Origin of the sequence: Oscillibacter sp. GMB15532, from assembly GCF_041020825.1 — a bacterium.
Classification (GTDB): Bacteria; Bacillota; Clostridia; order Oscillospirales; family Oscillospiraceae; genus Oscillibacter.
Map to the genome: position 1 here is coordinate 56678 of NZ_JBEVTO010000011.1, position 21831 is coordinate 78508.

The window sequence follows — 21831 nt, forward strand, 5'->3', positions numbered from 1 at the left end:
CCGGTCTGCCGCTATTTCAAGGCGCTTTCGCCTGTGAAATCAATGAAACGGTGGGGCCGGCAATGCGCCGGCCCCACAAAATGGGTAGGGCCTATTCGCGGCCATCCACCAGCTTTTCCGCAAGAGTCCGCAGGGCGGCGGTGGCCGCGCCGGGGTCCGTTGCCCCGAAAATGGCGGATACCACCGCCACGCCGTCCACTCCGCTGCCGGAGAGCTTTAAAATGTTCTCCCCGGAGATGCCGCCGATGGCCACGGTGGGAACGTCCACGGCAGAGCAGATGGCCCGGAGGGTTTCGAAGGGCATCACATCTACGTCCGATTTTGTGGAGGTGGAAAACACAGCCCCAAGGCCCAAGTAATCCGCACCGTTTTTCACCGCCTCCAGGGCTTCGTCCACGGTGTGGGCGGAAACGCCCACGATCATACCGTCGCCCACCCGTGCCCGAACGTCGGCGGCAAGCATATCCTCTTGTCCCACGTGAATGCCGTCCGCGCCGGATTTGATGGCGATTTCCACGTTGTCGTTGACGATGAAGGGTACGCCATACTCCTTGCAGAGTTTTGCCAGCGCCGTAGCCTCGGCGAGAAACGCATCCCCGTCCAGCTCCTTTTCCCGGAGCTGGACGCAGGTGGCCCCGTTTTTCAATGCCAGCTCCACCTGCTGATACAGGCTCAGCGTTCCCACCCATGCCCGGTCCGTCACCGCGTAGAGCAGCATCGCCTTTTTATCGCACTTCATACCGTGCTCCTTCTTCCAACGCCTCCGGCGTGAGATTGTAAACCGCGTCGATGATATAGTTCCGATAGCTGGAGTTGCCGTCCTGCTCCGTCATGCGCCGCCGGGCCGTTTCGCCGCAAAGACCCATGGCGCAGACGGCAGCGGCTGCCGCATCCAGTGTACGCCCCGGATTGGCGGTGACGTAAGCCGCCGTCATGGCGGAGAGCTGGCAGCCGGTACCGGTGATTCGACTCATGTCCGGGTGGCCGTTTCGGATGCAGTAGGCCGTGTGTTCGTCCGCCACGAGATCAATGGCTCCGGTAATAGCCACCACCGCGCCGGTTGTTTTGGAAAATGCCTTGGCAAACGCCACAGCCTGCTCTAGATTCTCCTCCGTCACCCGGTCTGCAACGTCCGCGTCCACGCCCTTGGTGGTTCCGCTGCCCTGTGTCAGCGCCTTGATTTCCGAGATGTTGCCCCGGATGACGGCAAACCGGACCTCCCGAAGCAGCTTCAGCGCAGTTTCGGTGCGAAGATTTGACGCGCCCGCCCCCACGGGATCCAAGACCACGGGGTGACCCAGCGCGTTTGCCTGTTTTCCGGCGGCCAGCATGGCGGGGATGGTACGCTGATTCAGGGTGCCGATGTTGATATTTAACCCACCGCAGATGGAGGAGATTTCCTCCGCTTCCTCCAAATCGTCCGCCATAATGGGTGACGCGCCGCAGGCGAGAAGGATATTGGCGCAGTCGTTCACGGTGACATAATTGGTGATATTGTGGATCAGGGGAGCCTGACGGCGGACATTTTCAAGCAGTTCACGCATCTGCTTCACTTCCTTTCTGATTGTAGGCGGATGGATGTAGACGGGACTGCATTCCCGCAAGCGTGCCGGTTTTCTCCAGAGAATAAATTAAAATTCCGGACAGGATGGAGCCGCCCGCGGTTGAGATGAAAAACGGGAGGATATACGCGTAAAACGCCAGTTCCCCAGCGGATTTTCCCATCAGGAAAACAGCCACGGGATAGGCGCACAGACCGCCAAGCACGGCGGTGCCGAACACCTCGGCAACCAAGGTGGGGAGCAGGCGGCGGCTTTTCCGGTACACAAGGCCGCACAGAAGCGCGCCGAACATGCTGCCGGGGAACGCCATCAGGCTTCCAAGGCCCAAGAGGTTTCGAATCAGGCTTGCGCCAAAGGCCACGCCCACGCCGTAGCCCGGCCCCAGCAGCACCGCGCAGAGGATGTTGACCATGTGCTGCACCGGGGCGCATTTGCTGGCGAACACGGGGAAGGAGAACAGACTGCCCACCACGGCAGCCGCGCAGAAAAGTCCGGCCACAGCCAGCTTTTGGACGTTAAAATTTTTCATGATGATGCTCCTTTTGAATTTGACGGAGAAAACGGCAAGTACAGCGTCGCTTCCCCTTTTGACAGGAACGGGCAGACTTCTGCCCTGGAAGATCGGTCGAGGCTTACTGGCCTCCTCTCACGCCGGAACACGGCTTCCCATCGCTGCAATACAGGGCGCAGGGAGCTCCCCCTCCGCCCGCCACGGTCTGACCGTGAATGCCGTCTGTCACCATCCTTTCAAAAGGAACAAAAAAACGGAGACATCTGATACGATGCCTCCGAAAGCGTATGGTACGGCTTCCTACGGCGGCATTACCCGCATCAGGTTCATGGGTCGAAGGCGTTACCTTCCTCTCAGCCTGCTTGCGCAAGCTCCCCCGGTATTTTCTGTTCGTAACTATAAAAAATTCGGAGACGCCGATACGGCGCCTCCGACTAGAATCAAAGAATTGACTCCCTACGGCGGCATGATCCGCATCAGGTTTCCAGGGTCGAAGTTGAACGACTTCCTCTCAGCCCGCTGTACGGACTCCCCGCCTACTGGAACTATACTCCTGTCGCCCGAAAAAAGCAAGCCCAAAAACGGACGAGGCAAAAATTTCAGCAAAAATATGCGCTCGCCCGGACTTTTTCAACCGTTTTGGAAAAGTCCCCGCCCTGCCAAGAGCGGGACGAAGCCGCCTGTATAGCAGGGAGGACAGCCTTAAAACCAACCCTTTTTTTTAAACCATAGAATCAGGCACCCGCAGATGACCGCGCTGAGCGCGATGACGGCGGGATAGCCGTATTTCCACCCAAGCTCGGGCATCCCCTGAAAATTCATTCCGTACCAGCCCGCAAGCAGGGACAGCGGAAGAAACAAGGCCGTGATGACCGTGAACAGCCGCATCAGCTCGTTTTGCTGCAAGTCCAGCTGGGCCTGATACGCCTCCCGCATTTGCGTGACGTAATCCCGCAGGCTGAGCACGTTGGAAAGAAACCGCCTTGTTCTGTTTTGCAGATTTGAAAAATGCCGCCGCGCACCCCGACTGAGCAGATTTTCGTCGTCTGCCGCCAGATTTTCAAAAATGGCGGACAATTGCTCGTAATAGCGCTTCCGGCGCAAAAGCTCCTTGCGATATTCCGTAATGCGGGCCATGTAATCCCGCCGCTTTGTGTGGAGCACCGCGCCGTCCTCGTCCTCCGTCACGGCGGCTTCAAAAGCGTCCAGCTCCTCCGTGTCGGACTTCAGCAGGCCTGTGAAAAACTGATACAGCACGGATTCATTGTCAGGGCCTTCCATCGTCTCCGTTTGGAGCCGGGTAAGGGAACGGCTGTCCTCGCAGAAGAAAAAAAGGTCCTCTTTGTCCAGATAAATCAGGATTTTTTCGGTGCCCGTCTCCGGGGAGGACACGTCGTACCAGTCAAAGGCCAGCAGATAAAAATCCGCAAAGCCCTCAAATGCCTCCGTTTTTCCCTGCTGGAGATAATCCAGTACCTTTTCGTCCATCTGGTCCCGAACCTCGTCCATCCGGTCCAGCGGCAAGAGCTTTCGCATTGTTCCCGCTCCTTTTATCTGCCGCTCGTTTTGCGCACGGCTTTTTCAATCAGCGCCTGCCCCTCGTTTGAGCGGAGTACGTCCAGCACGGTGGCGCGGAGAACCTCCTGAAACTTTTTGCTGTTTAAAAACGCGTCGAATACCGAGCCGTCCTCCGGAAGCGCCGCCTTTTTCGCGGGGCGGACGGGCGCGGCTGCGGGAGCCGGGGTCGGCTCGTCCATAAACGCACCGTCCATCCAGTCGGACATCTGGGTGCGGTCGTCGCTCTCGCCACGCAGATAGAAGGCGGAGACACCGAAAAAGGAAGCCAGCTTTTGCTGCTGGTCCTGTGTAGGCGTCTGGCGGCCGGTTTCAAATTTTTCCACGGCGGTCCGGGGGAGTCCCAGAGCGGCGGAGAGCGCCGGGGCGCTGACGCCACGCTCGGCCCGGAGCTGCTGAATGCGCTGTGCCATCGTAATCATGAGCTTGCCTCCTGCATGTTAACTGAATATGCAGCAATTTTATCACGGTTGGAACGCTGTGACAATCATTTTCCCCAAATTGCCTTGCCAAAATCCCCAGAAGAACGCAAATAAAAACCCGTGGGCCTGTTGAAAGGCTCCACGGGTTTAGAGGATTTTAAAGCGCTGTCGGGGTAGGGTTACTTACCAGTGGATAAATTCATCCTGAAAGTGAAGCATGGCCCAGGAGACAAAGAAGACGCCCAGTGCCAGCAGCACCAGAAAAAAGCACAGCAGCATTCCCAGCCAGTCGTATTTCATGCGACCCTCCTTTCGGGCGGAGAGAAGCACCTCCGTTCCCAGCAAGATTAAAACGAGCGGGGAAAAGCGCAGGAACAGCCGTAGATCCAGCGCGGGAAAAAACAGGGCCGCCGTCATAGCAAGGCCCGACGCCACCAGCGTCACACCGAAGGTAAACGTTCCTACACGGCGTTCGCGGGGAGTAGGGGACGTTAGAACCGAAGACGGGACATGGGTTACATCCGTCACAGGGGCGCTTGCAGAATTATTTTCCGTCATTGTGCACGTCCTCCTCTTCGAGATTGCTTTCCCATGGGACGGCTTTGCCGACCTCCGCTCCGGCGGCCTTTTCGTCACGGAGCATGCGGGATACCTCGTCGGAAACGGCGCGATATTCCGGGGCGCGGATTTCGGATTCGTCGGAAGAGGCGGTGGATTTTTGCGGGGCCGGTTCCTGCGCTTTGTCGGAGGGCGGGGTGAAGCCGGTGAAGCCGTCGTCCGCGGGACGGGGCTTCGGGCCCCGGATGAACCATACTCCCAGCGCGATGATCAGCAGGAACAGGACCAGCTGGGGCATTTGGTAGGTCAGCCAGTAAAAATTCACACCGAACCGCGCCGAAAGGAAGTCGGAAAAAGGCCGCGCCACCATCCCCCACATACCGTACAGCCCAACAAGCACCAGCCCCCAGCCTACCAGATTGTGCCTCGTTGCCAAAAGGCGGGAAAACTGCTCTTGATCCATGAGAGAAATGCTGAGAGGATAGGCGTCCGGTTCTGCTTCGCCGTTTTGCAGAGCACGGGAGAGGTTGTAGGTGTCAAAAAAGGAATACAGCCACAAAACCGGCAGTGCCAGCGCCAGCTGCCCGAAATAGAGCCAGGTGGCAAGGCCGATGATCACAGCGAACAGGGACATGAGAGACAGCCCACGCTTCATGTAGCCCTGATACATCTGCCCGCAGCCGGGGATGCAGGCGGATAAGAACAGCAGAAACGGATTTTTACGGGTCATGAAAAAGCCCTCCTTAAAATTGGGGTTGGTTTATTTAATCTGCGGCTTCTCCGCCAAAAGTGAATAACGCGCTAAGCCGCGCAAGGCTGTCGCCAAAGGTTCTGTCAAGCTGTTGCGCTTGCTGGGGGAAATCCGCCTGGCGGAGGGCGGAAAGGGCCGAGTCCGACAATGCGGCGGAGCCTGTCACCAGCCCGCCGAAGACGTTGAAGCTCCATAAGCTGGCGGCAATGGCAATGGCGGCGGCGGCGGTGGCAAAGCGGCCGGCAAGCTCACGGGCGTTCCGGCGGCGAATGCGCGGCCACAGCGTATTACGGCAGGAATGCGCCGGGGTCAGCAGGGCATCTCGGGGCATGCGTTCCACGGAGCGGAGCAGACACGCGTCACAGAACTCTAGATGCTCCGCGATTTCCAGCCGGTCAAGCTCGGTGAGCGGCCCTCCTGACAAAAATGCTTGCAGGGCATCGTCCGTCAGATGCCCGCCGGAATCAAATGTATTCATGGGACGACCTCCTGTTCCATTGTTCCTGAATCAGCAGCTTTCCCCGGGAAATCTGCGTGCGGACGGTTTTCACCGGCCTGCCCAGACACCGGGCCGTTTCCTCCGGCGTGCGCTCCTGTAAAAGATGGAGAATGCACACCTGACGGTAAGGCTCCCGAAGGGCTTCAATGATCTGCGTGATGGCGGCACGCTCGCTGTTGGCAACGGCCAGCTCCTCCGCCGGGGGAGACAGGCCGGGCGGGATGAACTCGTCGCCGGGGAGAAGTGTATGGCGGGAATAGGCGGTTTGAAGGTGGTCCTTCGCCTTGTTTGCAGCGATTCTGGCCAGCCATTGCCGCTCAAAGCCTTCTGGGCAGCGGTCCCGGTGGGCGTAGGCGGCGAGGAAGGTTTCCTGCGTCAAGTCCTCCGCCGCAGCCGCATCCCGCACCAGACGGTGGCAAACGGTGTAAACCAACTGCTCATAGTCCGCCACCAGCGCGGTAAATTCCTGATTTGTCATGATATGCACACCGGCGGACACCTCCCTTGCGTCTGTTGATCATACGACGCGGCAGGACAAAATGCTTCAACTTTTTGAAAATTTATAAACATTTTTCCACAATAGCCCCCAATTGCCACGCTAAAACACACCCCGTCGATGCTTGACGGCGGTCAGGAAAGCTGATAGACTGAACTGCGAAAATTTACCGCTAAAAAACGCGGAATGGGAAAGAGGGATTGTCATGCATGAGATGCGCAGAAAGGACCGTCAGGTGACGGACCGGGCGGAAATCCATCGGGTTCTGGACGAGTGCGAGGTGTGCCGCGTGGGCCTTTTCGATGGAAAAGAGGTCTACATCGTCCCCCTGAACTTCGGTTATGAGGAGAAGGACGGCAAGCTGACCTTTTATTTCCACTCCGCCGGTCAGGGACGTAAGGTGGAACTCCTTGCCAGAGGAGAAAAGGCGGGCTTTGAACTGGACTGCGGACATCAGGTGGTGCCGGGGGAGAAGGCCTGTAACTACACAGCGATGTATAAGAGCATTATCGGCACAGGCCGGACCTGTGAGGTGATGGAGGATGCGGACAAGCTGCACGCCATGCAGTGCTTGATGGCCCATTATACCGACAAAACCGGCGAAAAGCCGGAGCTTCCTCCCGAGGCCCTGAAACGGGTGCGGATGTTCGCTCTGGAGGCGGAGGAGCTGAGCTGCAAGGAACACCTGTGATAGAGATGCTGCGTATCGAGTCCGCGCCGCTGGAGGGAATCTCCACATGGCTGTTCCGCAAAACGCATCAGCAGATGTTCGGCGGAGTGAACCGGTATTTCACGCCCTTTTTCTCCCCCACGCCGGAGCGGAAGCTGACCACAAAGGAGCTACGGGACCTTTCTCCGGAGAACAATGTAGGTGTTCCCGTCGTGCCACAGATTATGGCGAAGCGCCCGGAGGACTTTCTGTGGGCGGCGGAGGAGGCGCGGGAGCTGGGCTTTGACGAGGTGAACCTGAATCTTGGCTGCCCGTCCGGCACTGTGACGGCGAAGGGCAAGGGGGCGGGGTTTCTTCTCCGCCCGGAGGAGCTGGACGCGTTTTTTGAAGAAGTGTTTAAAAGCGTCTGTCTGCCGGTTTCAGTGAAGACCCGTATCGGCTATCACGACCCGGCGGAATTTGGGCGGCTTTTAGAAATTTTTAATCGCTATCCTATCCAGGAGTTGATTATCCATCCCCGCCTGCGTGGGCAGTTTTACAGGGGAGAGGTGCATCTGGATGCATTTGCCGATGCACTTGCCGCCAGCCGCCTTCCCGTGACCTATAACGGCGATTTGGTGACGCAGGAGGATGTGGCGGCGTTTTCCCGGCGTTTTTCGTCTGTAGACACGGTGATGATTGGCCGGGGGATGATTGCGGACCCGGCGCTGCCCCGCAAGCTCCGGGGCGGCCCCCCCGCCAATCGGGAGGAGATACGTACCTACGTCGGCACACTTTACGAGGGCTATCGGACGGCTTACGGCTATCCCGGCTTTGCGGCCCAGAGGATGAAGGAGCTGTGGTTTTACCTCATTAACCTGTTTGAAGACGGGGACAAATACGCCAAAAAGCTGCGCCGGGTGGGCAACGCGGCGGAGTATGAGCATCTGGAGACGGGGATTTTCCGGGATTTGGAGCTGCTGACTCAGCCCCGCAAGCCGCTGGACGGAACAGGGCAGGGGAAAGAATAGCGACCCCGTCGCTGTGCGTAAAAGATGGCTTTTTACGCGTATGTTTTTTCGTGTGCGGGAAAGACTTTTCCCGAGGTGATGCGAATGGATACCAACGAGCTGCCCCTTGGCTTGGGGATGGCGCTGGCGCAGGATGTGGCCGCTATGGAGCGGTTTTCCGCTTTACCGGAGGCGGAGAAGCAGTCCGTGATTAACGGCGCCCGTGCCGCCCGGTCCAGTACGGAGATGCGGGCGTATCTGCAAACCACACTGCGTGGGGAATAGCGCAAAAAGGCTCCCCCGGACATTTTGTCCGGGGGAGCCTTTCTCTGTGGAAAAAACTTGGGGGAAGACCACGCAATTGCCGTGATCGTGAGTGTGGTGACTGTGGTCACAGTGACCGCCACCGCCGTACCCGGTGCAGCCCATTGTATATCCGGGTGTGCCGCTGGGCGGGATTGCCCGCAAATAGGACGGCGGGGGTGCATGGAATGGCAGCGCAGAAAGATCGGCGAGAGCTCAGGGCTTTTGGTTGTTGCAGTCGTCGCAGTTGTCGCTGCGGCCACAGCGGTCGCAGCAGCCGTCGCACCCGGCGCAGCCGCCCCTATGCCGATGCCGGAAGCGGAGCGCCGCCGCAAGCCAGAGTGCCAGCGCCAGAAGAATCAAAAATTCCAGCATAAGCCGCCCTCCTTAGAAAATCCGCAAAGCGTCGTGTTTCAAAGCAGTAGAATCAGCTGGTAAACTACAAAGGCAATTAGCCAGGCCACGGCGCACTGGCCTATCGCCACCTCCGCGGCCTTCCAGCCGGAGCCAAGCTCCCGCCGAACAGCGGAAATCGCCGCAACGCAAGGAGTATAAAGCAGCGTAAAGGTTAAAAAGCTGATGGCTGAAGCAGGGGTAAATAACCCGCCCAAGGCTCCTGCAACATTGCCCGCCGCCCCGGTGAGCACGCCCAGCGTGGACACCACAGACTCCTTGGCGATAAAGCCGGTGACCAGTGCGGTGGATACCCGCCAATCCGCAAAGCCCAGGGGGGCAAACAGGGGAGAGAGCATCGCACCTGTCAGCGCCAGAAGGCTGTCCGCGCTGTCGTCCACCACATTGAACCGCGTATCAAAGGTCTGGAGGAACCAGACAACGAGCGTGGCAATAAAAATGACGGTAAAGGCTCTTTCCAAAAAATCCTTTGCCTTGTCCCAGCACAGCCGCCCAACGCTTTGAAGCGAGGGGAAACGGTAGTTGGGAAGCTCCATGACAAAGGGGACGGGGTTGCCCCGAAATACCGTGCTGTCCATGAGCTTTGCCGCCAGAATGCCTGCCAGAATGCCCATCAGATACAGCGAGGACATCACAAGTCCGCCCTTTCCGGGAAAAAAGGCGGCGGTAAACACGCCGTAAATGGGAATCTTTGCTGAGCAGCTCATAAAGGGAGTCAGCAGAATCGTCATCTGCCTGTCTCGCTCGGAGGCCAACGTCCGAGTGGCCATGATGGCGGGGACGGAGCAGCCGAAGCCCACCAGCATGGGTACGATGCTGCGGCCCGACAGGCCGATTTTCCGAAGAAGCTGGTCCATGACGAAGGCCACCCGGGCCATATACCCTGTGTCCTCCAGAATGGAGAGAAAGAAAAACAGCACCACGATGATGGGCAGGAAGGACAGCACGCTCCCCACCCCGGCAAACACCCCGTCGATCACCAGAGAATGGACCACGGGATTCAGGTCGTACTGCGTCAGCGTCCGGTCCACGATGGAGGCCAGCGCATCGATACCCATTGCCAGAAGATCGGAAAGGACCGCGCCCACCACGTTGAAGGTGAGATAAAAAATGGACAGCATCACGCCGAAAAAGATGGGCAGCGCCCAAATCCGGTGGGTGAGGACCCGGTCAATCCGCTGGCTTCTTGCCCGCTCGGCAGATTGAGAGGGCTTTACCACCGTGCCCCGGCAGACCCGCTCGATAAACTCATAGCGCATGTCGGCAAGAGCTGCGTTGCGGTCCATCCCTCGCTCCGTCTCCATTTCCGTGATGCTGTGCTCAATCAGCTCCAGTTCGTTCTGGTCCAGGTCCAGCCGTGCGGCGAAGTCCGAATCGCCCTCGATCAGCTTGGTGGCGGCGAAGCGAACGGAGATGCGGGCTGCCTGCGCATGGTCCTCAATCTGATGGGCCACCGCGTGGATACACCGGTGCACGGGCCCGGGGGGACAAAAATCCTTGACGGCGGGAAGCGCACGGCGCTTGGCGGTTTGCACCGCCGCGTCCACAAGCTCGCTCACGCCCTCGTTTTTCACGGCGGAAATGGGAATCACCGGAATCCCCAAGGCCTTAGACATGCCGGCCACATTGATGGTGCCGCCGTTTTTGCGCACCTCATCCATCATGTTCAGCGCCAAAACCATGGGAATCTGCATTTCCATAAGTTGAAGTGTTAAGTACAAATTTCGCTCGATATTGGATGCGTCCACGATGTTGATGATACAGTCGGGCCGCTCGCCCAGAATGAAGTTCCGGGTGACAATTTCCTCCGGCGTGTAGGGTCGGATGGAATAGATGCCCGGCAAATCTACCACCGTGCAGTTCTTCTCTCCGCGGATTTCTCCGAATTTCCGGTCCACCGTCACGCCGGGGAAATTGCCAACGTGCTGGTTGGAGCCGGTGAGCTGGTTGAACAGCGTGGTTTTTCCGCAGTTCTGATTTCCCGCCAAAGCAAAGATCATGGCATGACCTCCACTTCGATGTTCCGGGCGTCCTCCCGCCGCAGGGACAGGGAATAGCCCCGCACCAGCAGCTCCATAGGGTCCCCCAAAGGGGCCACCCGCTCAATCCGCACCACGGTTTTCGGAATCAGCCCCATGTCCAGCAGGCGGCACCGCAGGGCGCCCTGCCCGCCCACGGCGGTAATGACGGCCCTTTGGCCGATGGGTAAGGTATCCAGCTGCATCGTATACGCGTCCCTTCGACGTAATTCTGCTTGAGAGTTAGTAAATGGTAACTCTGTAAGGTTAGAGTAGCATAACGCCGCCCGCCTGTCAAACCCCAGCTTGGGAAAAGTGCGCTTAAATCCGCTGCCCTGATTTGTGAAAAACGGCAGGACCGTGCTATGGTTAGGCGCAAAAAAAGCGCGGGGGCCTTTTGGCCCCCGCGTCGGAAAAGGTCATTAAAAAATAATGGAATGGTTGTAAAAACCGGGAAAAACGCAAAGGGTGCAAAAATCGGGGGAAGTGAGGAAATCCGCAGAAAAGCGGGGGCGGAGGGTGGTCAAGCAGAGCGTCAGCCCAGACTGTCGGTGCCTTGCTGCTTGATGCTGCACAGCGCCGCGCCGATGGCGGTTGCAAAGGTGGCGTTTTCGGGAATGATATAGCGGATGCCGTACAGCTTTTCAAACACCTGAAAGGATGGCTCCGCCTGATCCAGCGTGGTCATGGAGCCGGTGAGAATGACCGTATCCGTCCCGCAGCAGCGGCAGGCCAGCACCGTCATGGTGCCGATGGCCTGAATCACCAGATTCACCGCTCCGGCGGCAAGGTCTGCGGGGGAGGCATCCTCGGCCAGATTGCCGAAGTTGGCGGCGGTCATATCCGGGTGCAGGGTTTTGGCGGCATCTGTGACGATGTCCGCAATGCGCAAATCCACGTGGGAAAGGTCGCCGCCGACGGCCAGCTTCTTAATCTGGCCAAACCGCTCCACACCCACCAGTTTGCGGCAAAGGCCGCCCAAGGTGCCGCCGCCGATGCCGCTGCCGCACAGGTGCTCTACCTTTCCGTCCTTTGCCCAGAGAAAGGCCGTGCCGGTGCCCATGGTCGCCACCACGCCCTCCGATTGACCGGAGAGTGCCAGCGCGCCAGTGCCGCTGGCTGTAAATTCGTCCACCCGGCAGGTGGGAATACCGTGGATATCCTCCTGCACATAGGAGGCGCCCACGCCCGTGAGCACAATTTGCTGCACGTCGTCCAGCCACATGTGGTTGCTGACAAGATAGTTGCCCAGAGCCCCAAATAACGATGTAAGCTGGTCCTCCGCCCGGACGCGGAGCATGGATATCACGGTTCCACGCGCGTCCAGACCCACAACTTTTGTGGTGGAGCCGCCAATGTCGATTCCCAGAATCAGGCCCATGCCTCTGGCTCCTTTCAAATGCGGACGCCGCGCGCGGTCATATGTCCGCCATTTTAAAATCTGCTTGTATCATAGGGGAGAAGCGCGGGATTGTCAATTCAAAGAGTCGACAAACTTTTAAGGAAAAATGCGGAAAACATTGCTTTCCCCGGCAGGGAGCGCTATAATCTATGCAATTACCTCCGTTTTTGACGGAGTACGTTTGAGGTGCGATATGAGCGTCCGCGGGAAACTCAATATGTCCATGCTTTGCGACTTCTATGAGCTGACCATGGGAAACGGGTACTTTGAAACGGGCTTTCAGGACCGGATTACCTATTTCGACGTGTTTTTCCGTAGCGTGCCGGATCAGGGCGGTTTTGCTCTGACGGCGGGACTGGATCAGGTGATCGAATACATCGAGGACCTGCATTTTTCAGAAGAGGACCTTCATTATCTCCGGGGACGGAAGCTGTTTTCCGAGGCCTTTCTAAACTATTTGAAGAGCTTCCGCTTCACCGGCGATTTGTACGCTATCCCGGAGGGAACTCCGATTTTTCCGCAGGAGCCGCTGATAACGGTCCGTGCGCCTGCTATTCAGGCGCAGCTCATCGAGACGTTTTTGCTGCTGGCTGTGAACCACCAGAGTTTGATTGCCACCAAGGCAAACCGCATTGTCCGCGCCGCCAAGGGACGCACGGTGCTGGAATTCGGCTCCCGCCGCGCCCAGGGGACGGATGGGGCCATCACCGGCGCACGGGCCGCCTATATCGGCGGCTGCGGGGGAACTGCCTGCGCCATTGCCGACCAAATTTACGGTGTTCCTGCCGGGGGAACCATGGCCCATGCATGGGTGCAGATGTTCGACAGCCAGTATGAGGCGTTTCAGACCTACTGCCGCCTTTATCCCAACAACGCAACGCTGCTGGTGGACACCTACAACACCCTCAAGTCCGGCGTGCCGGACGCGATCCGTGCCTTTAACGAGGTGTTGCGGCCTTTGGGCATCCAGAAATGCGGCATCCGTCTGGACTCCGGCGACATGGCGTATCTCACGCGGGAGGCCCGCAAAATGCTGGACGACGCAGGCTGGCCGGGCTGTGAGATTTCCGTGTCCAACGCACTGGACGAATACCTGATTCAGGATTTGGTACAGCAGGGGGCCAAAATCGACATGTTCGGCGTGGGCGAGCGGCTGATTACGGCCCGCAGCGAGCCGGTGTTCGGCGGGGTGTACAAGCTGGCGGCGGTGGAGGACAAGGAGGGGAACATCCTTCCCAAAATCAAGGTCAGCGAAAATATCGCGAAGATTACGATTCCCCATTTTAAAAAGACCTATCGGCTGTATGACCGGGCCACCGGAAAGGCGGAAGCGGATTACATCTGTCTTCACGACGAGGTTTTGGACGATACAAAGCCATTGGAGCTGTTTGACCCGCTGGCTACATGGAAACGGAAAACTCTCACGAACTTTACCGTGCGGGAGTTGCAGGTGCCCATTTATCTGGGGGGAAAGCTGGTGTACCGCCAGCCGGAGCTGCGGGATATCCGGGCATACTGTGCCCAGCAGGTGGACACGCTGTGGGATGAGGTGAAACGGTTTGACAATCCCCACAAATACTATGTGGACCTGTCCCGGAAGGTATGGGACATCCAGCACGAGCTGCTGAAGCAGAGCAGGTAAGGCCGACAGGCGTCGGCACAGCGGCAGGCCCTCAGGTCGGGCCGCCGGATTGACAGGAAGGGAGCGGTTTATGCGCCGGACGGGAGACAGACAGGCACGCAGCCAGAGAATTGAGCGGCGGATATCCGCCGTGTCCAGCATTGCCATGTGCGTGCTTACGGTGCTGGTGCAGATTGTGGTAACGCTGCTGCTGACGCGGCTTTTGAAGCAGCATGCAAGTCTTGCCTATGCAATTCTGGAGCTGACGGGCGTGGTGATGGCGGTGAGCGTGTTTCTGCGCTCCGGAAGCCCCAGCTATAAGCTTAGCTGGCTGTGTCTGCTGCTGGTGCTGCCGGTGTCCGGTATGCTGCTGTTCTTTCTGTGGGGCGGCACCCATCAGGCGAAGACCCTGAGCCTGAAAAAGGTTCCGCCCCCCGCCGAGCGGGAGAGCACCCGCCGCCAGAGCGAAAACAACGTGGCAAAGCTCACCCGGAAGGATGCAGCCATGGGCCGCGTGGCGGCCTATCTACAAAAGCGTGACTTTCTGCTGTATAACAGAACCTCTGCCAAATATTTTGGCGACGGCATGGAGTTTTTTGAAGACCTGATTGCCCACATCCAACAGGCCGAGACATATATCTTTCTGGAGTATTTCATCATTGCCGAGGGAAAAATCTGGGACCGGATTCTGGATGCGCTGAAGGAGCGGGCCGCAGCCGGTGTGGAAATCCACGTGATTTTTGACGACTTCGGGAATCTCACCCGCTTTTCCGACGACATGATTCAGACCATTCAGGACGCGGGCATTGAAATCCGGGACTTCAACCCGGTTCACCGCTATGTGAACCGCATCTACTTCAACTACCGCGACCACCGCAAAATCGCGGTGATCGACGGCTGCTGGGCCTATACCGGCGGCATCAATCTGGCGGATGAATACGGAAATATCTTCGAGCGGTTCGGACGCTGGAAAGACTCCGCAGTCCGCATCGAGGGAGACGGAGCATGGGCCTTGGCGGCCCAGTTCATCCAGATGTGGGAGATGATGTACGGAACCCTGCCCAACGAGGACGACTATTACCGTCCCCGGACGGAGGGGCCGGAGGCCCCGGGGTTCTGTCAGGCGTTTACAGACGGGCCGCTGAACAACCCGGACAACCCCATGGAGGATACGTTTTTCCAGCTTATTTCTTCCGCCACCCGCTTTCTCTATATCACAACGCCCTACTACGCAGTGGAGGAATCCATGCAGCAGGCGCTGTGCATCGCGGCGGACTCCGGCGTGGACGTGCGGCTGATGATGCCCGCCATTCCGGACAAGAAATACGCCTATATAGTGGCGGAAACCTATTGGGGCGAGCTTTTGCGCCATGGGGTGAAAATCTATAAATATACCCCCGGCTTTATCCACGCAAAGAGCGTGCTGGTGGACCGGAAAATGGCGCTGGTAGGCAGCCCCAACATGGATTACCGTTCCTTCCAGCTCCATTTTGAAAGCGCCGCCCTGCTTTATGACATGCCGGTGGTGGAGGAGCTTTTGGAGGACATGGACGCCGTGATGGCGGAGAGCGCCCTTTACACCATGGAGGACTGGAAAAATCGCTCGTGGCTCCGGCGAACCTTTGCGTCGCTTTTGAAATTGGCCGCCATTTGGTTCTGACGCCTTTAGCTGGCGGATTTTTGATGCAAGCAAAATGACTTTACACATATTGGAGAAAAAACTATGCCAAAGGACCTGACTCCCTGTGAGACCGCCGAGCGGAGCATTATTAAAAAGTACCGTAAAACACTTTGGAACCCCTTCATCGCGGCGGTGAAGCGGTATGAGCTGGTAGCTCCCGGAGACAAAATTGCCGTGTGCATCTCCGGAGGGAAGGACTCCATGCTGCTGGCGAAGCTGATGCAGGAGCTTCGCCGCCACACCGACCGGCCCTTTGAGCTGACGTTTATGGTGATGGACCCGGGCTATGCCCCGGAGAACCGGCGGCTGATCGAGGAGAATGCGGCCGCGCTGGAAATTCCCGTGACGATTTTTGACAGCGATATTTTCGACGTGACTGTGCAGGCAGACCGCAATCCCTGCTACCTGTGCGCGCGGATGCGCAGGGGGTTCCTCTATGCCAAGGCGCAGGAGCTGGGCTGCAACAAAATCGCCCTTGGGCACCATTTTTCCGACGTGGTGGAAACCACACTCATGGGCCTGCTGTACGGCGCGCAGATTCAAGCCATGCCGCCCAAGCTCCGCAGCAAAAATTTTTCCGGCATGGAGCTGATTCGTCCGCTGTACTGTGTTCACGAGGAGGACGTCATCTCGTGGAAAAATTACAACCATCTGCAATTTTTGCAGTGTGCCTGCCGGTTTACGGAGGAGAGGGACGCGGCCGAGGACGGGGTGGGCCACAGTAAGAGGCAGGAGATGAAGGTTCTGCTCCGGGAGCTGAAAAAGACGAATCCAAATGTGGAAAAGTCCATTTTTGCCGCCATCCATGGAGTACAGCTGGACACCATGGTGGGCGTGAAGTCCCGGGGGAAGGAATATTCCTTTCTGGACCTGTATGACCGAAAATTGGGAGATTGACCGCAAAGAAGCGGAAAAGAAGACCGCCGGTTGGCGGCGGGGACAAAGGTCCCCGCGCCAACCGGCGGCTTTTTACATCAGAAATAAGCTTTTGAAAATAAAAAATTATTTTTTTGGGTTCGTAGTCGGCCCGAAATATCCCTTGGGATGGTTTCCGTCGTCGAACAGGTGGTTATAGGCCATCATGCGATAGCTGTTGTAAAGCCGCTCCTCTTTTGAGGAAAGGCTGCTTTCCTCTGTATCGCCAAGAAGCGTGCCGTCGGCTCTTCCAAAGCCCACGGTGGAGTTAACAGGCAGCGTGTCCAGCAGCTTTTGATGCAGCCGCTCGTAGCCAGTGGGCTGAATCCCCGCCAAGTCCATGGTCAGCGTACCCAGCAGGTTCGCACTGATGGTTACGTCCTCCTGCTCCGGCAGGTCATAGTTGGCCCAGATAAAAAACGGCGTTTCGTACTGCTGAAATACCTCTGCCGCTGTGCGGTCGTCCAGCTTTTTGCCGTACAGATCTTCATAAAAGCTGTTGCCAAGGGGCGGCTGGTGGTCGCCGAAGAAGACGATCATGGTCCGCTCATCGGAGGCCTTGTAGTGCTCAATCAGTTCCCGGATAGCATTGTCGCTTTCCCGGATAAGGGAGAAATACTGGGCTGCCACCGCGGAGGCGCCCTTGCTGGCTCCGTCCAACTCCACGGTGCGCTCAAGGTTCTTCCAGCCTTGAGAGTAGCCGCTGTGGTTCTGCATGGTGACGTTGAAGACAAACAGAGGGCCGTTCGTCTCGTCGGTGAGACGGAAAAGCTGCTGATAGTCCGACGAGTCGCTGATGTAATTTCTTATGTACTGGGGGTCCTTTACGTCCTCCTGATACATCTGCCGGTCAAAGCCCATCCAGCGGTAGACGGACGTGCGGTTCCAGCCGGAGGAGAGATAGGGGTGGAAGGACACGGAGCGATATCCCAGAGAAGACATCTGGGACACCATAGAGGGCATTCCATCGTAGCAGTAAAGCTGGTAGGCTACGGTGGAGGAGGGGAGAAACGCCAGAGAGTCTCCCGTGAGATATTCAAATTCCACGTTGGCGGTTCCGCCGCCGGTGACGGGGGAAATCATCGTGCCCTTCACCGTGTTCTCCGTCAGAGAATGGAGAAAGGGCATGGGGTCTTCCGTCAGCTCCAGATTGGGAAAGCTGGATTGCATATCCGCAAAGGACTCGTTCATAATCACCAGCAGATTTTCCGGTGGCGCAGCAGACACCGTTCCGCTTACGGTTCCGGCAAAGGTTCCGCCGGCAATCTTTTGGGCCTCCTCTGCAGAATAGCCATCCGGCGCGGAGACAAAGCTGTACCGCAGAGCAGTCATGAAATTCAGCATAAAGCCGTTTTGCTGGGTCTTCCACTGCTGTGCCCAGATACCAACGCTGGGGAGCAGCGGTGTGCAGAAAAAGGCGTATAGAAAGACGGCGGAGGCAGCCAAGGATCCAAAAGCCGTGACCCGCCGCAGCTTTTGCCGACCCTTGATTTGCTTAGGGACCAGAGCCAACAGCAGCAAATATACCGCCAGAATGGCCGCTGCCAGCCAGACGGTTTTGTCCGGCCTGAAATCATAGCCGGTGGCTACATTGGCGGCAGTGCCCAGCGTCATCAGATCCACAGGGAAAATGATGCGTCCCCGGAATTTCAAAACATAATGATTCGCAACCCCCAGCAAAAAGCAAAAGACCGCGCCTACGCCCGCGGCGGTCTTGAGCCGCCCCGTAAGCATCCGGCACACCCAGAAAATGAGATAGTACCAGAAGGCGGAAAAAAGAAGCTGGGTGGCATTCAAGGCGGTGAAGGGGTTGTTTTCATTCAGATACTCCACGCACAGATACGCCACCCACGGCCCCAGCATAAAAAGAAGCCGGATGGGGGTGCGGTCGTCATGCAGCACCTTTTGAAGCCACAGCCGCGCACGGGAACTCTTTTTTTCCGGAGGGGGGGAAAGCTCTTCCGGGCCGGAAGGCTCGGTCTGGGGAATCAAAGTTTCGTTGCTCAAGGGAAAACGCTCCTTTCAAAAGCGGAGATGGCAGGCGGAGCAAGCCGCCTGCCATGCCGAAAAAGCGCTTACCTGTGCAGAAGGGGAGACAGAGGCTTGTAAATCAAAAAGCACAGTGCCACGGTCAGGACCCCCTTCAGGAAGGTAAACGGCATGTTAAAGGTGACAAGGCATTCCAAAAGCCCGTTCACAGAGGGACGGATTGCCTGATACATACCAAGAATCACATCAATGGGCATGAACTTGGCGTAGACGGGATAGGTAAAATAGTAGTTCAGAGGTACCGAAATGAGCGCCATGGCAACCGCCCCGATCAGCGCGCCGACCAATGCGCCCCTGCGGCTCTTGTGTTGGCCGAAGCGATCATAGATAACGCCTGCGGTGCCCACAAAAACGGCGCCCATCATAAAATTTGCCGCCTCGCCCACCCCTCCGGTGGAGGTTTGTAAAAGGTGAAGGGCATTTTTAATAAAGCACACCGCCACACCGTACCACGGGCCGAGACTGAAAGCCGCCAGCAGAGCGGGAAGCTCCGACACGTCCATTTTGACAAACGCAGGGATCAGGGGAACCGAGAAATCCAGGGTCATCAGGACAAGAGCAACGGTGCTGAGCATGGCGGTGACGGTGAGCCGGTGGGTGCGGGATTTTGCATGGGTGCGGCCTGCTGTGGTGGTTTCGGGCTGGGACATAAAAAACACACTCCCTTAATTGTCTTGAAAACACCTTGAGTACTGAGTCTTCCCAAGGTGAAACAAGCAACAAAGGAGCACGCCTAGGCGCAGCTCTGCCGCTATGATCTTCTTCCATCCAGACTGGGCCTCCTTGAAGGAGGCTTCACTGTCGGTCCCGGAGTTGCACCGGGTCAGCGGACATCCAATGGATGCCCGGTCGCGGACTATACCGCCGGTGGGGAATCGCACCCCGCCCTGAAGACACGTATTCAGTTGCTTTCTGCCCATTAGTATACGACGGCGGCAAAAAAAGTGCAAGAGGGAAATATGTCCTAAAAGAAAATTTTCGACTTTTTATGGTTTTTAAAATTGGACTTTACAAACAGGAACGCCTGTTCTATAATGGTGCAAACTGCTATGAAGATTAAAATACAGTCCGGCTGCCGGGGAAATGCGCGGCCTGCCGGAGGAAGTCCCTTATGCAAAAGGGGACGGAACGGAAGGAGGGAAACCGCGAATGCGGGGAAGACAGTCGGCCTGCTGCTTTACGGGGCATCGACCGGGAAAGCTGCCATGGGGCTATGAAGAGAGCGACCCGCGCTGCGCGTCCCTGAAGCAGCGGCTTCTGGATGCCGTGGAGGCCGCTTATGCGGAAGGGTACAGCCACTTTCTGTGCGGTATGGCGCAGGGCTGCGATTTGTATGCCTGCGAGTGCGTGCTGGCGCTGAAGGAGCGGCACCCGGAGGTGACGGTGGAGGCGGCGATTCCCTGTCCCTCGCAGGCGAACGCCTGGTCCGAGGCGGAGCGGGCGCGGTATCGGGGGCTGCTTGACCGGTGCGACTATGAAACGGTGGTTTCCGCCGCATACAGCCCCAGCTGCATGCAGCGCCGGGATCGGTACATGGTGGACCACGCGTCCATGCTGATCGCCATGTTCGACGGCAGCCCCGGGGGTACCCGCTATACCATTGAATATGCCATGCGGCGGGGACTGGACGTGGTGGATTTGCCGATTGTGGAGGAAACATGATGAAGGAATTAACTCTTTTTGCCCCGGCGAAGTTGAATTTAACGCTGGATATTCTCCGTCGCCGGGCGGACGGTTATCACGATTTAAAAATGGTCATGATTTCCGTGGACTTGGGGGATACGCTGACGGTGCGCCTGCGGGCGGACGGGCGGATTCTCGTCCGTGTCCCCGGCACGGATTTGCCAGAGGGGGAGGACAATCTGGCGGGCCGGGCCGCCAGAGTGTTTTTCAATGAAACCGGTGCTACACCCGGTGCGGAAATCATCATTGAAAAGCGCATTCCCGCGCAGGCGGGCATGGCCGGGGGCAGTTCCGACGCGGCTGCTGTTTTGCGCGCTTTGCGGACGATCCTGCGCCCGGAGATGACAGACCGGGAATTGGAAACCATGGGGGAGCGGATTGGCAGTGACGTGCCCTATTGCGTCCGGGGCGGAACCGCCCTGGCGGAGGGGCGGGGAGAGCGGCTGACAGACTGGCCGTCTATGCCGCCCTGCCAAATCGTGGTGTGCAAACCGGACTTCGGTCTGCCCACACCGGCGCTGTTCGGACGGGTACGGGTGGAAAAGTTGAAGACGCATCCTGACCACGAGGCTCTGCACGCCGCTTTGCTGGGAAAAGATCTGCGGGCTATGACGGAATCAATGGTCAACGTGTTTGAAGAGGTTCTCACGCCTAATGAGGCGGAGACGATTGGGGACATCAAGGCCCGGCTGCTTCACTTCGGCGCGGCAGGCGCGGTGATGACCGGCTCCGGCCCCACGGTGTTCGGCCTGTTTGAAGACGGGGCGGCGGCTCGTGGGGCGTTTGATGCGCTGAGAACGGTATATCCCCAGACCTTTTTGACCAGGCCTGTGCCGGAGGTATGAAATTTTGCGTTTCTGTCCAAACTTTTACAAACGGGACGATTGCCCGGTACATCACCCGCCTTTTGGCGGGAAGGTAAAGGACGGAAACGGTATGCAGAAGACGAAGGAGCGGCGCGCCCGCCGGACGGGCCGCGTGTTGGAAATCGCGCTGGGCATCGGCCTTGCGGCGGCGCTGGTGTGGGGGATATCCTCTCTCCACCGCCAGCAGGAGCTGGCGGACCGGGTGGTGCGGCTGCACATTTTAGCAAACTCCGATTCGGAGGAGGATCAGGCTTTGAAACTCCGGGTCCGGGACCGGCTTTTGGAAAGAGCCACAGAAATTCTGGAGGCGTCGGAGGACCGAGCGTCGGCGGAGAAGGCCCTACGGGCTGCTTTGCCGGAGCTTCAAACACTGGCGGCGGAGGAAATTGCCACGGAAGGGTATACTTATTCCGTGACGGCGGAGCTGGAGGAAACTACCTTCCCCACTCGGGAATACGAGGACTTCACCCTCCCGGCGGGGGATTATCTGGCCCTGCGGGTGCTGATCGGAGAGGGCGCGGGGCGCAATTGGTGGTGTGTGGTGTTTCCGCCCCTTTGCACGGCTTCCACCACCAGTCTGGCCCAGACTGCCATGTCTGCGGGACTGAGTGACGACGACGTAAAGCTCATTACGGAGGACGGGAGCGGCTATGCACTCAGGTTTAAATCCATCGAGCTTTGGGAGGCCCTGAAGGAGAAGCTTTCCTGACGCGGTTTTTTGGGAATCCTATGCTTGCGGGGCTGTTGTATAAGCGTGCTGTTTTAGACTGCCGATTGAAGAAGGGTTTAATGATTAGCTTGCGGGGGGATATGGATGCGCCGCGTTTCGGACTGTCAATCGACGCT

Annotated in this window: 24 protein-coding genes and 3 riboswitches; of the genes, 9 read left to right on the top strand and 15 right to left on the bottom strand. The window is 57.9% G+C overall.

Going from position 1 to position 21831, the window contains the following annotated elements:
- Positions 1–91: 91 nt before the first annotated feature.
- The 9 genes from thiE to ABVS15_RS13120 form a co-directional block, all read right to left on the bottom strand.
- The gene (gene thiE / locus ABVS15_RS13080) at positions 92–739 is read right to left on the bottom strand and encodes a thiamine phosphate synthase (protein WP_369284127.1); all 648 of its coding nucleotides are present in this window, start codon (positions 737–739) and stop codon (positions 92–94) included.
- Positions 726–1544: a hydroxyethylthiazole kinase gene (thiM, locus tag ABVS15_RS13085; protein WP_369284128.1), complete on the bottom strand. Its 819-nt coding sequence runs from the start codon at positions 1542–1544 to the stop codon at positions 726–728. Before thiM ends, thiE begins: the two co-directional genes overlap by 14 nt.
- Positions 1537–2091: an energy coupling factor transporter S component ThiW gene (gene thiW, locus ABVS15_RS13090; protein WP_369284129.1), complete on the bottom strand. Its 555-nt coding sequence runs from the start codon at positions 2089–2091 to the stop codon at positions 1537–1539. The genes thiM and thiW overlap by 8 nt, the downstream gene beginning before the upstream one ends.
- Positions 2092–2353: 262 nt before the next feature.
- A riboswitch (TPP riboswitch) is annotated at positions 2354–2461 on the bottom strand.
- A 47-nt stretch (positions 2462–2508) separates the two neighbouring features.
- Positions 2509–2618: riboswitch (TPP riboswitch) on the bottom strand.
- Between the two features lie 157 nt (positions 2619–2775).
- On the bottom strand, positions 2776–3609 hold the full coding sequence (locus ABVS15_RS13095) for a CorA family divalent cation transporter (RefSeq protein WP_369284130.1): 834 nt from the start codon (positions 3607–3609) through the stop codon (positions 2776–2778).
- Positions 3610–3623: 14 nt separating this feature from the next.
- Positions 3624–4070, bottom strand: coding sequence for a helix-turn-helix domain-containing protein (locus tag ABVS15_RS13100; RefSeq protein ID WP_369284131.1), 447 nt, complete (start codon positions 4068–4070; stop codon positions 3624–3626).
- 183 nt (positions 4071–4253) lie between these two features.
- A complete protein-coding gene (locus ABVS15_RS13105; protein ID WP_369284132.1) occupies positions 4254–4628 on the bottom strand; it encodes a hypothetical protein in 375 nt (124 codons plus the stop codon).
- Positions 4615–5358 (bottom strand): hypothetical protein, encoded by a 744-nt coding sequence (locus tag ABVS15_RS13110; protein ID WP_369284133.1) that lies wholly within the window; start codon positions 5356–5358, stop codon positions 4615–4617. The genes ABVS15_RS13105 and ABVS15_RS13110 overlap by 14 nt, the downstream gene beginning before the upstream one ends.
- Positions 5359–5392: 34 nt before the next feature.
- A complete protein-coding gene (locus ABVS15_RS13115) occupies positions 5393–5857 on the bottom strand; it encodes a hypothetical protein (protein ID WP_369284134.1) in 465 nt (154 codons plus the stop codon).
- The gene (locus ABVS15_RS13120; RefSeq protein ID WP_369284194.1) at positions 5844–6356 is read right to left on the bottom strand and encodes an RNA polymerase sigma factor; all 513 of its coding nucleotides are present in this window, start codon (positions 6354–6356) and stop codon (positions 5844–5846) included. Before ABVS15_RS13120 ends, ABVS15_RS13115 begins: the two co-directional genes overlap by 14 nt.
- 223 nt (positions 6357–6579) lie before the next feature.
- Between ABVS15_RS13120 and ABVS15_RS13125 the strand changes: the two genes are divergently transcribed.
- The 3 genes from ABVS15_RS13125 to ABVS15_RS13135 all read left to right on the top strand — a co-directional run bounded on the left by ABVS15_RS13125 (position 6580) and on the right by ABVS15_RS13135 (position 8318).
- Positions 6580–7065 carry a pyridoxamine 5'-phosphate oxidase family protein gene (locus ABVS15_RS13125; protein ID WP_369284135.1) on the top strand — a complete coding sequence of 162 codons (486 nt, stop codon included), beginning with the start codon at positions 6580–6582 and terminating at the stop codon, positions 7063–7065.
- Between the two features lie 5 nt (positions 7066–7070).
- The gene (locus tag ABVS15_RS13130) at positions 7071–8054 is read left to right on the top strand and encodes a tRNA dihydrouridine synthase (protein ID WP_369284195.1); all 984 of its coding nucleotides are present in this window, start codon (positions 7071–7073) and stop codon (positions 8052–8054) included.
- An 84-nt stretch (positions 8055–8138) separates the two neighbouring features.
- Positions 8139–8318 carry a hypothetical protein gene (locus tag ABVS15_RS13135; RefSeq protein ID WP_369284136.1) on the top strand — a complete coding sequence of 60 codons (180 nt, stop codon included), beginning with the start codon at positions 8139–8141 and terminating at the stop codon, positions 8316–8318.
- 234 nt (positions 8319–8552) lie between these two features.
- Here the strand turns inward: ABVS15_RS13135 and ABVS15_RS13140 are convergent, their stop codons facing one another.
- The 4 genes from ABVS15_RS13140 to ABVS15_RS13155 form a co-directional block, all read right to left on the bottom strand.
- Positions 8553–8711 carry a hypothetical protein gene (locus ABVS15_RS13140; protein ID WP_369284137.1) on the bottom strand — a complete coding sequence of 53 codons (159 nt, stop codon included), beginning with the start codon at positions 8709–8711 and terminating at the stop codon, positions 8553–8555.
- A gap of 38 nt (positions 8712–8749) precedes the next feature.
- Positions 8750–10750, bottom strand: coding sequence for a ferrous iron transport protein B (feoB, locus tag ABVS15_RS13145; RefSeq protein ID WP_369284138.1), 2001 nt, complete (start codon positions 10748–10750; stop codon positions 8750–8752).
- Positions 10747–10974 (bottom strand): FeoA family protein, encoded by a 228-nt coding sequence (locus tag ABVS15_RS13150; RefSeq protein ID WP_293009508.1) that lies wholly within the window; start codon positions 10972–10974, stop codon positions 10747–10749. The genes feoB and ABVS15_RS13150 overlap by 4 nt, the downstream gene beginning before the upstream one ends.
- Positions 10975–11303: 329 nt before the next feature.
- Positions 11304–12149 carry a BadF/BadG/BcrA/BcrD ATPase family protein gene (locus tag ABVS15_RS13155; RefSeq protein WP_369284139.1) on the bottom strand — a complete coding sequence of 282 codons (846 nt, stop codon included), beginning with the start codon at positions 12147–12149 and terminating at the stop codon, positions 11304–11306.
- A gap of 238 nt (positions 12150–12387) precedes the next feature.
- Here ABVS15_RS13155 and ABVS15_RS13160 point away from each other — a divergent pair, with 238 nt between their 5' ends.
- The 3 genes from ABVS15_RS13160 to ABVS15_RS13170 all read left to right on the top strand — a co-directional run bounded on the left by ABVS15_RS13160 (position 12388) and on the right by ABVS15_RS13170 (position 16369).
- Positions 12388–13812, top strand: coding sequence for a nicotinate phosphoribosyltransferase (locus ABVS15_RS13160; protein ID WP_369284140.1), 1425 nt, complete (start codon positions 12388–12390; stop codon positions 13810–13812).
- 70 nt (positions 13813–13882) lie between these two features.
- Positions 13883–15451, top strand: coding sequence for a cardiolipin synthase (gene cls, locus ABVS15_RS13165; RefSeq protein ID WP_369284141.1), 1569 nt, complete (start codon positions 13883–13885; stop codon positions 15449–15451).
- Positions 15452–15514: 63 nt separating this feature from the next.
- Positions 15515–16369 carry an ATP-binding protein gene (locus ABVS15_RS13170; protein WP_369284142.1) on the top strand — a complete coding sequence of 285 codons (855 nt, stop codon included), beginning with the start codon at positions 15515–15517 and terminating at the stop codon, positions 16367–16369.
- Between the two features lie 105 nt (positions 16370–16474).
- On the opposite strand, the gene ABVS15_RS13175 is transcribed toward ABVS15_RS13170, so the two are convergent.
- The gene (locus ABVS15_RS13175) at positions 16475–18394 is read right to left on the bottom strand and encodes an LTA synthase family protein (protein ID WP_369284143.1); all 1920 of its coding nucleotides are present in this window, start codon (positions 18392–18394) and stop codon (positions 16475–16477) included.
- 68 nt (positions 18395–18462) lie between these two features.
- Positions 18463–19086: an ECF transporter S component gene (locus ABVS15_RS13180; protein WP_369284144.1), complete on the bottom strand. Its 624-nt coding sequence runs from the start codon at positions 19084–19086 to the stop codon at positions 18463–18465.
- 102 nt (positions 19087–19188) lie between these two features.
- Positions 19189–19335, bottom strand: a riboswitch (FMN riboswitch).
- Positions 19336–19585: 250 nt separating this feature from the next.
- On the opposite strand from ABVS15_RS13180, the gene ABVS15_RS13185 reads away from it, so the two are divergent.
- The 3 genes from ABVS15_RS13185 to spoIIR all read left to right on the top strand — a co-directional run bounded on the left by ABVS15_RS13185 (position 19586) and on the right by spoIIR (position 21694).
- On the top strand, positions 19586–20098 hold the full coding sequence (locus tag ABVS15_RS13185; protein WP_369284145.1) for an SLOG family protein: 513 nt from the start codon (positions 19586–19588) through the stop codon (positions 20096–20098).
- Positions 20095–20964: a 4-(cytidine 5'-diphospho)-2-C-methyl-D-erythritol kinase gene (ispE, locus tag ABVS15_RS13190; RefSeq protein ID WP_369284146.1), complete on the top strand. Its 870-nt coding sequence runs from the start codon at positions 20095–20097 to the stop codon at positions 20962–20964. The genes ABVS15_RS13185 and ispE overlap by 4 nt, the downstream gene beginning before the upstream one ends.
- A gap of 91 nt (positions 20965–21055) precedes the next feature.
- Positions 21056–21694: a stage II sporulation protein R gene (spoIIR, locus tag ABVS15_RS13195; RefSeq protein WP_369284147.1), complete on the top strand. Its 639-nt coding sequence runs from the start codon at positions 21056–21058 to the stop codon at positions 21692–21694.
- Positions 21695–21831 lie beyond the last annotated feature (137 nt).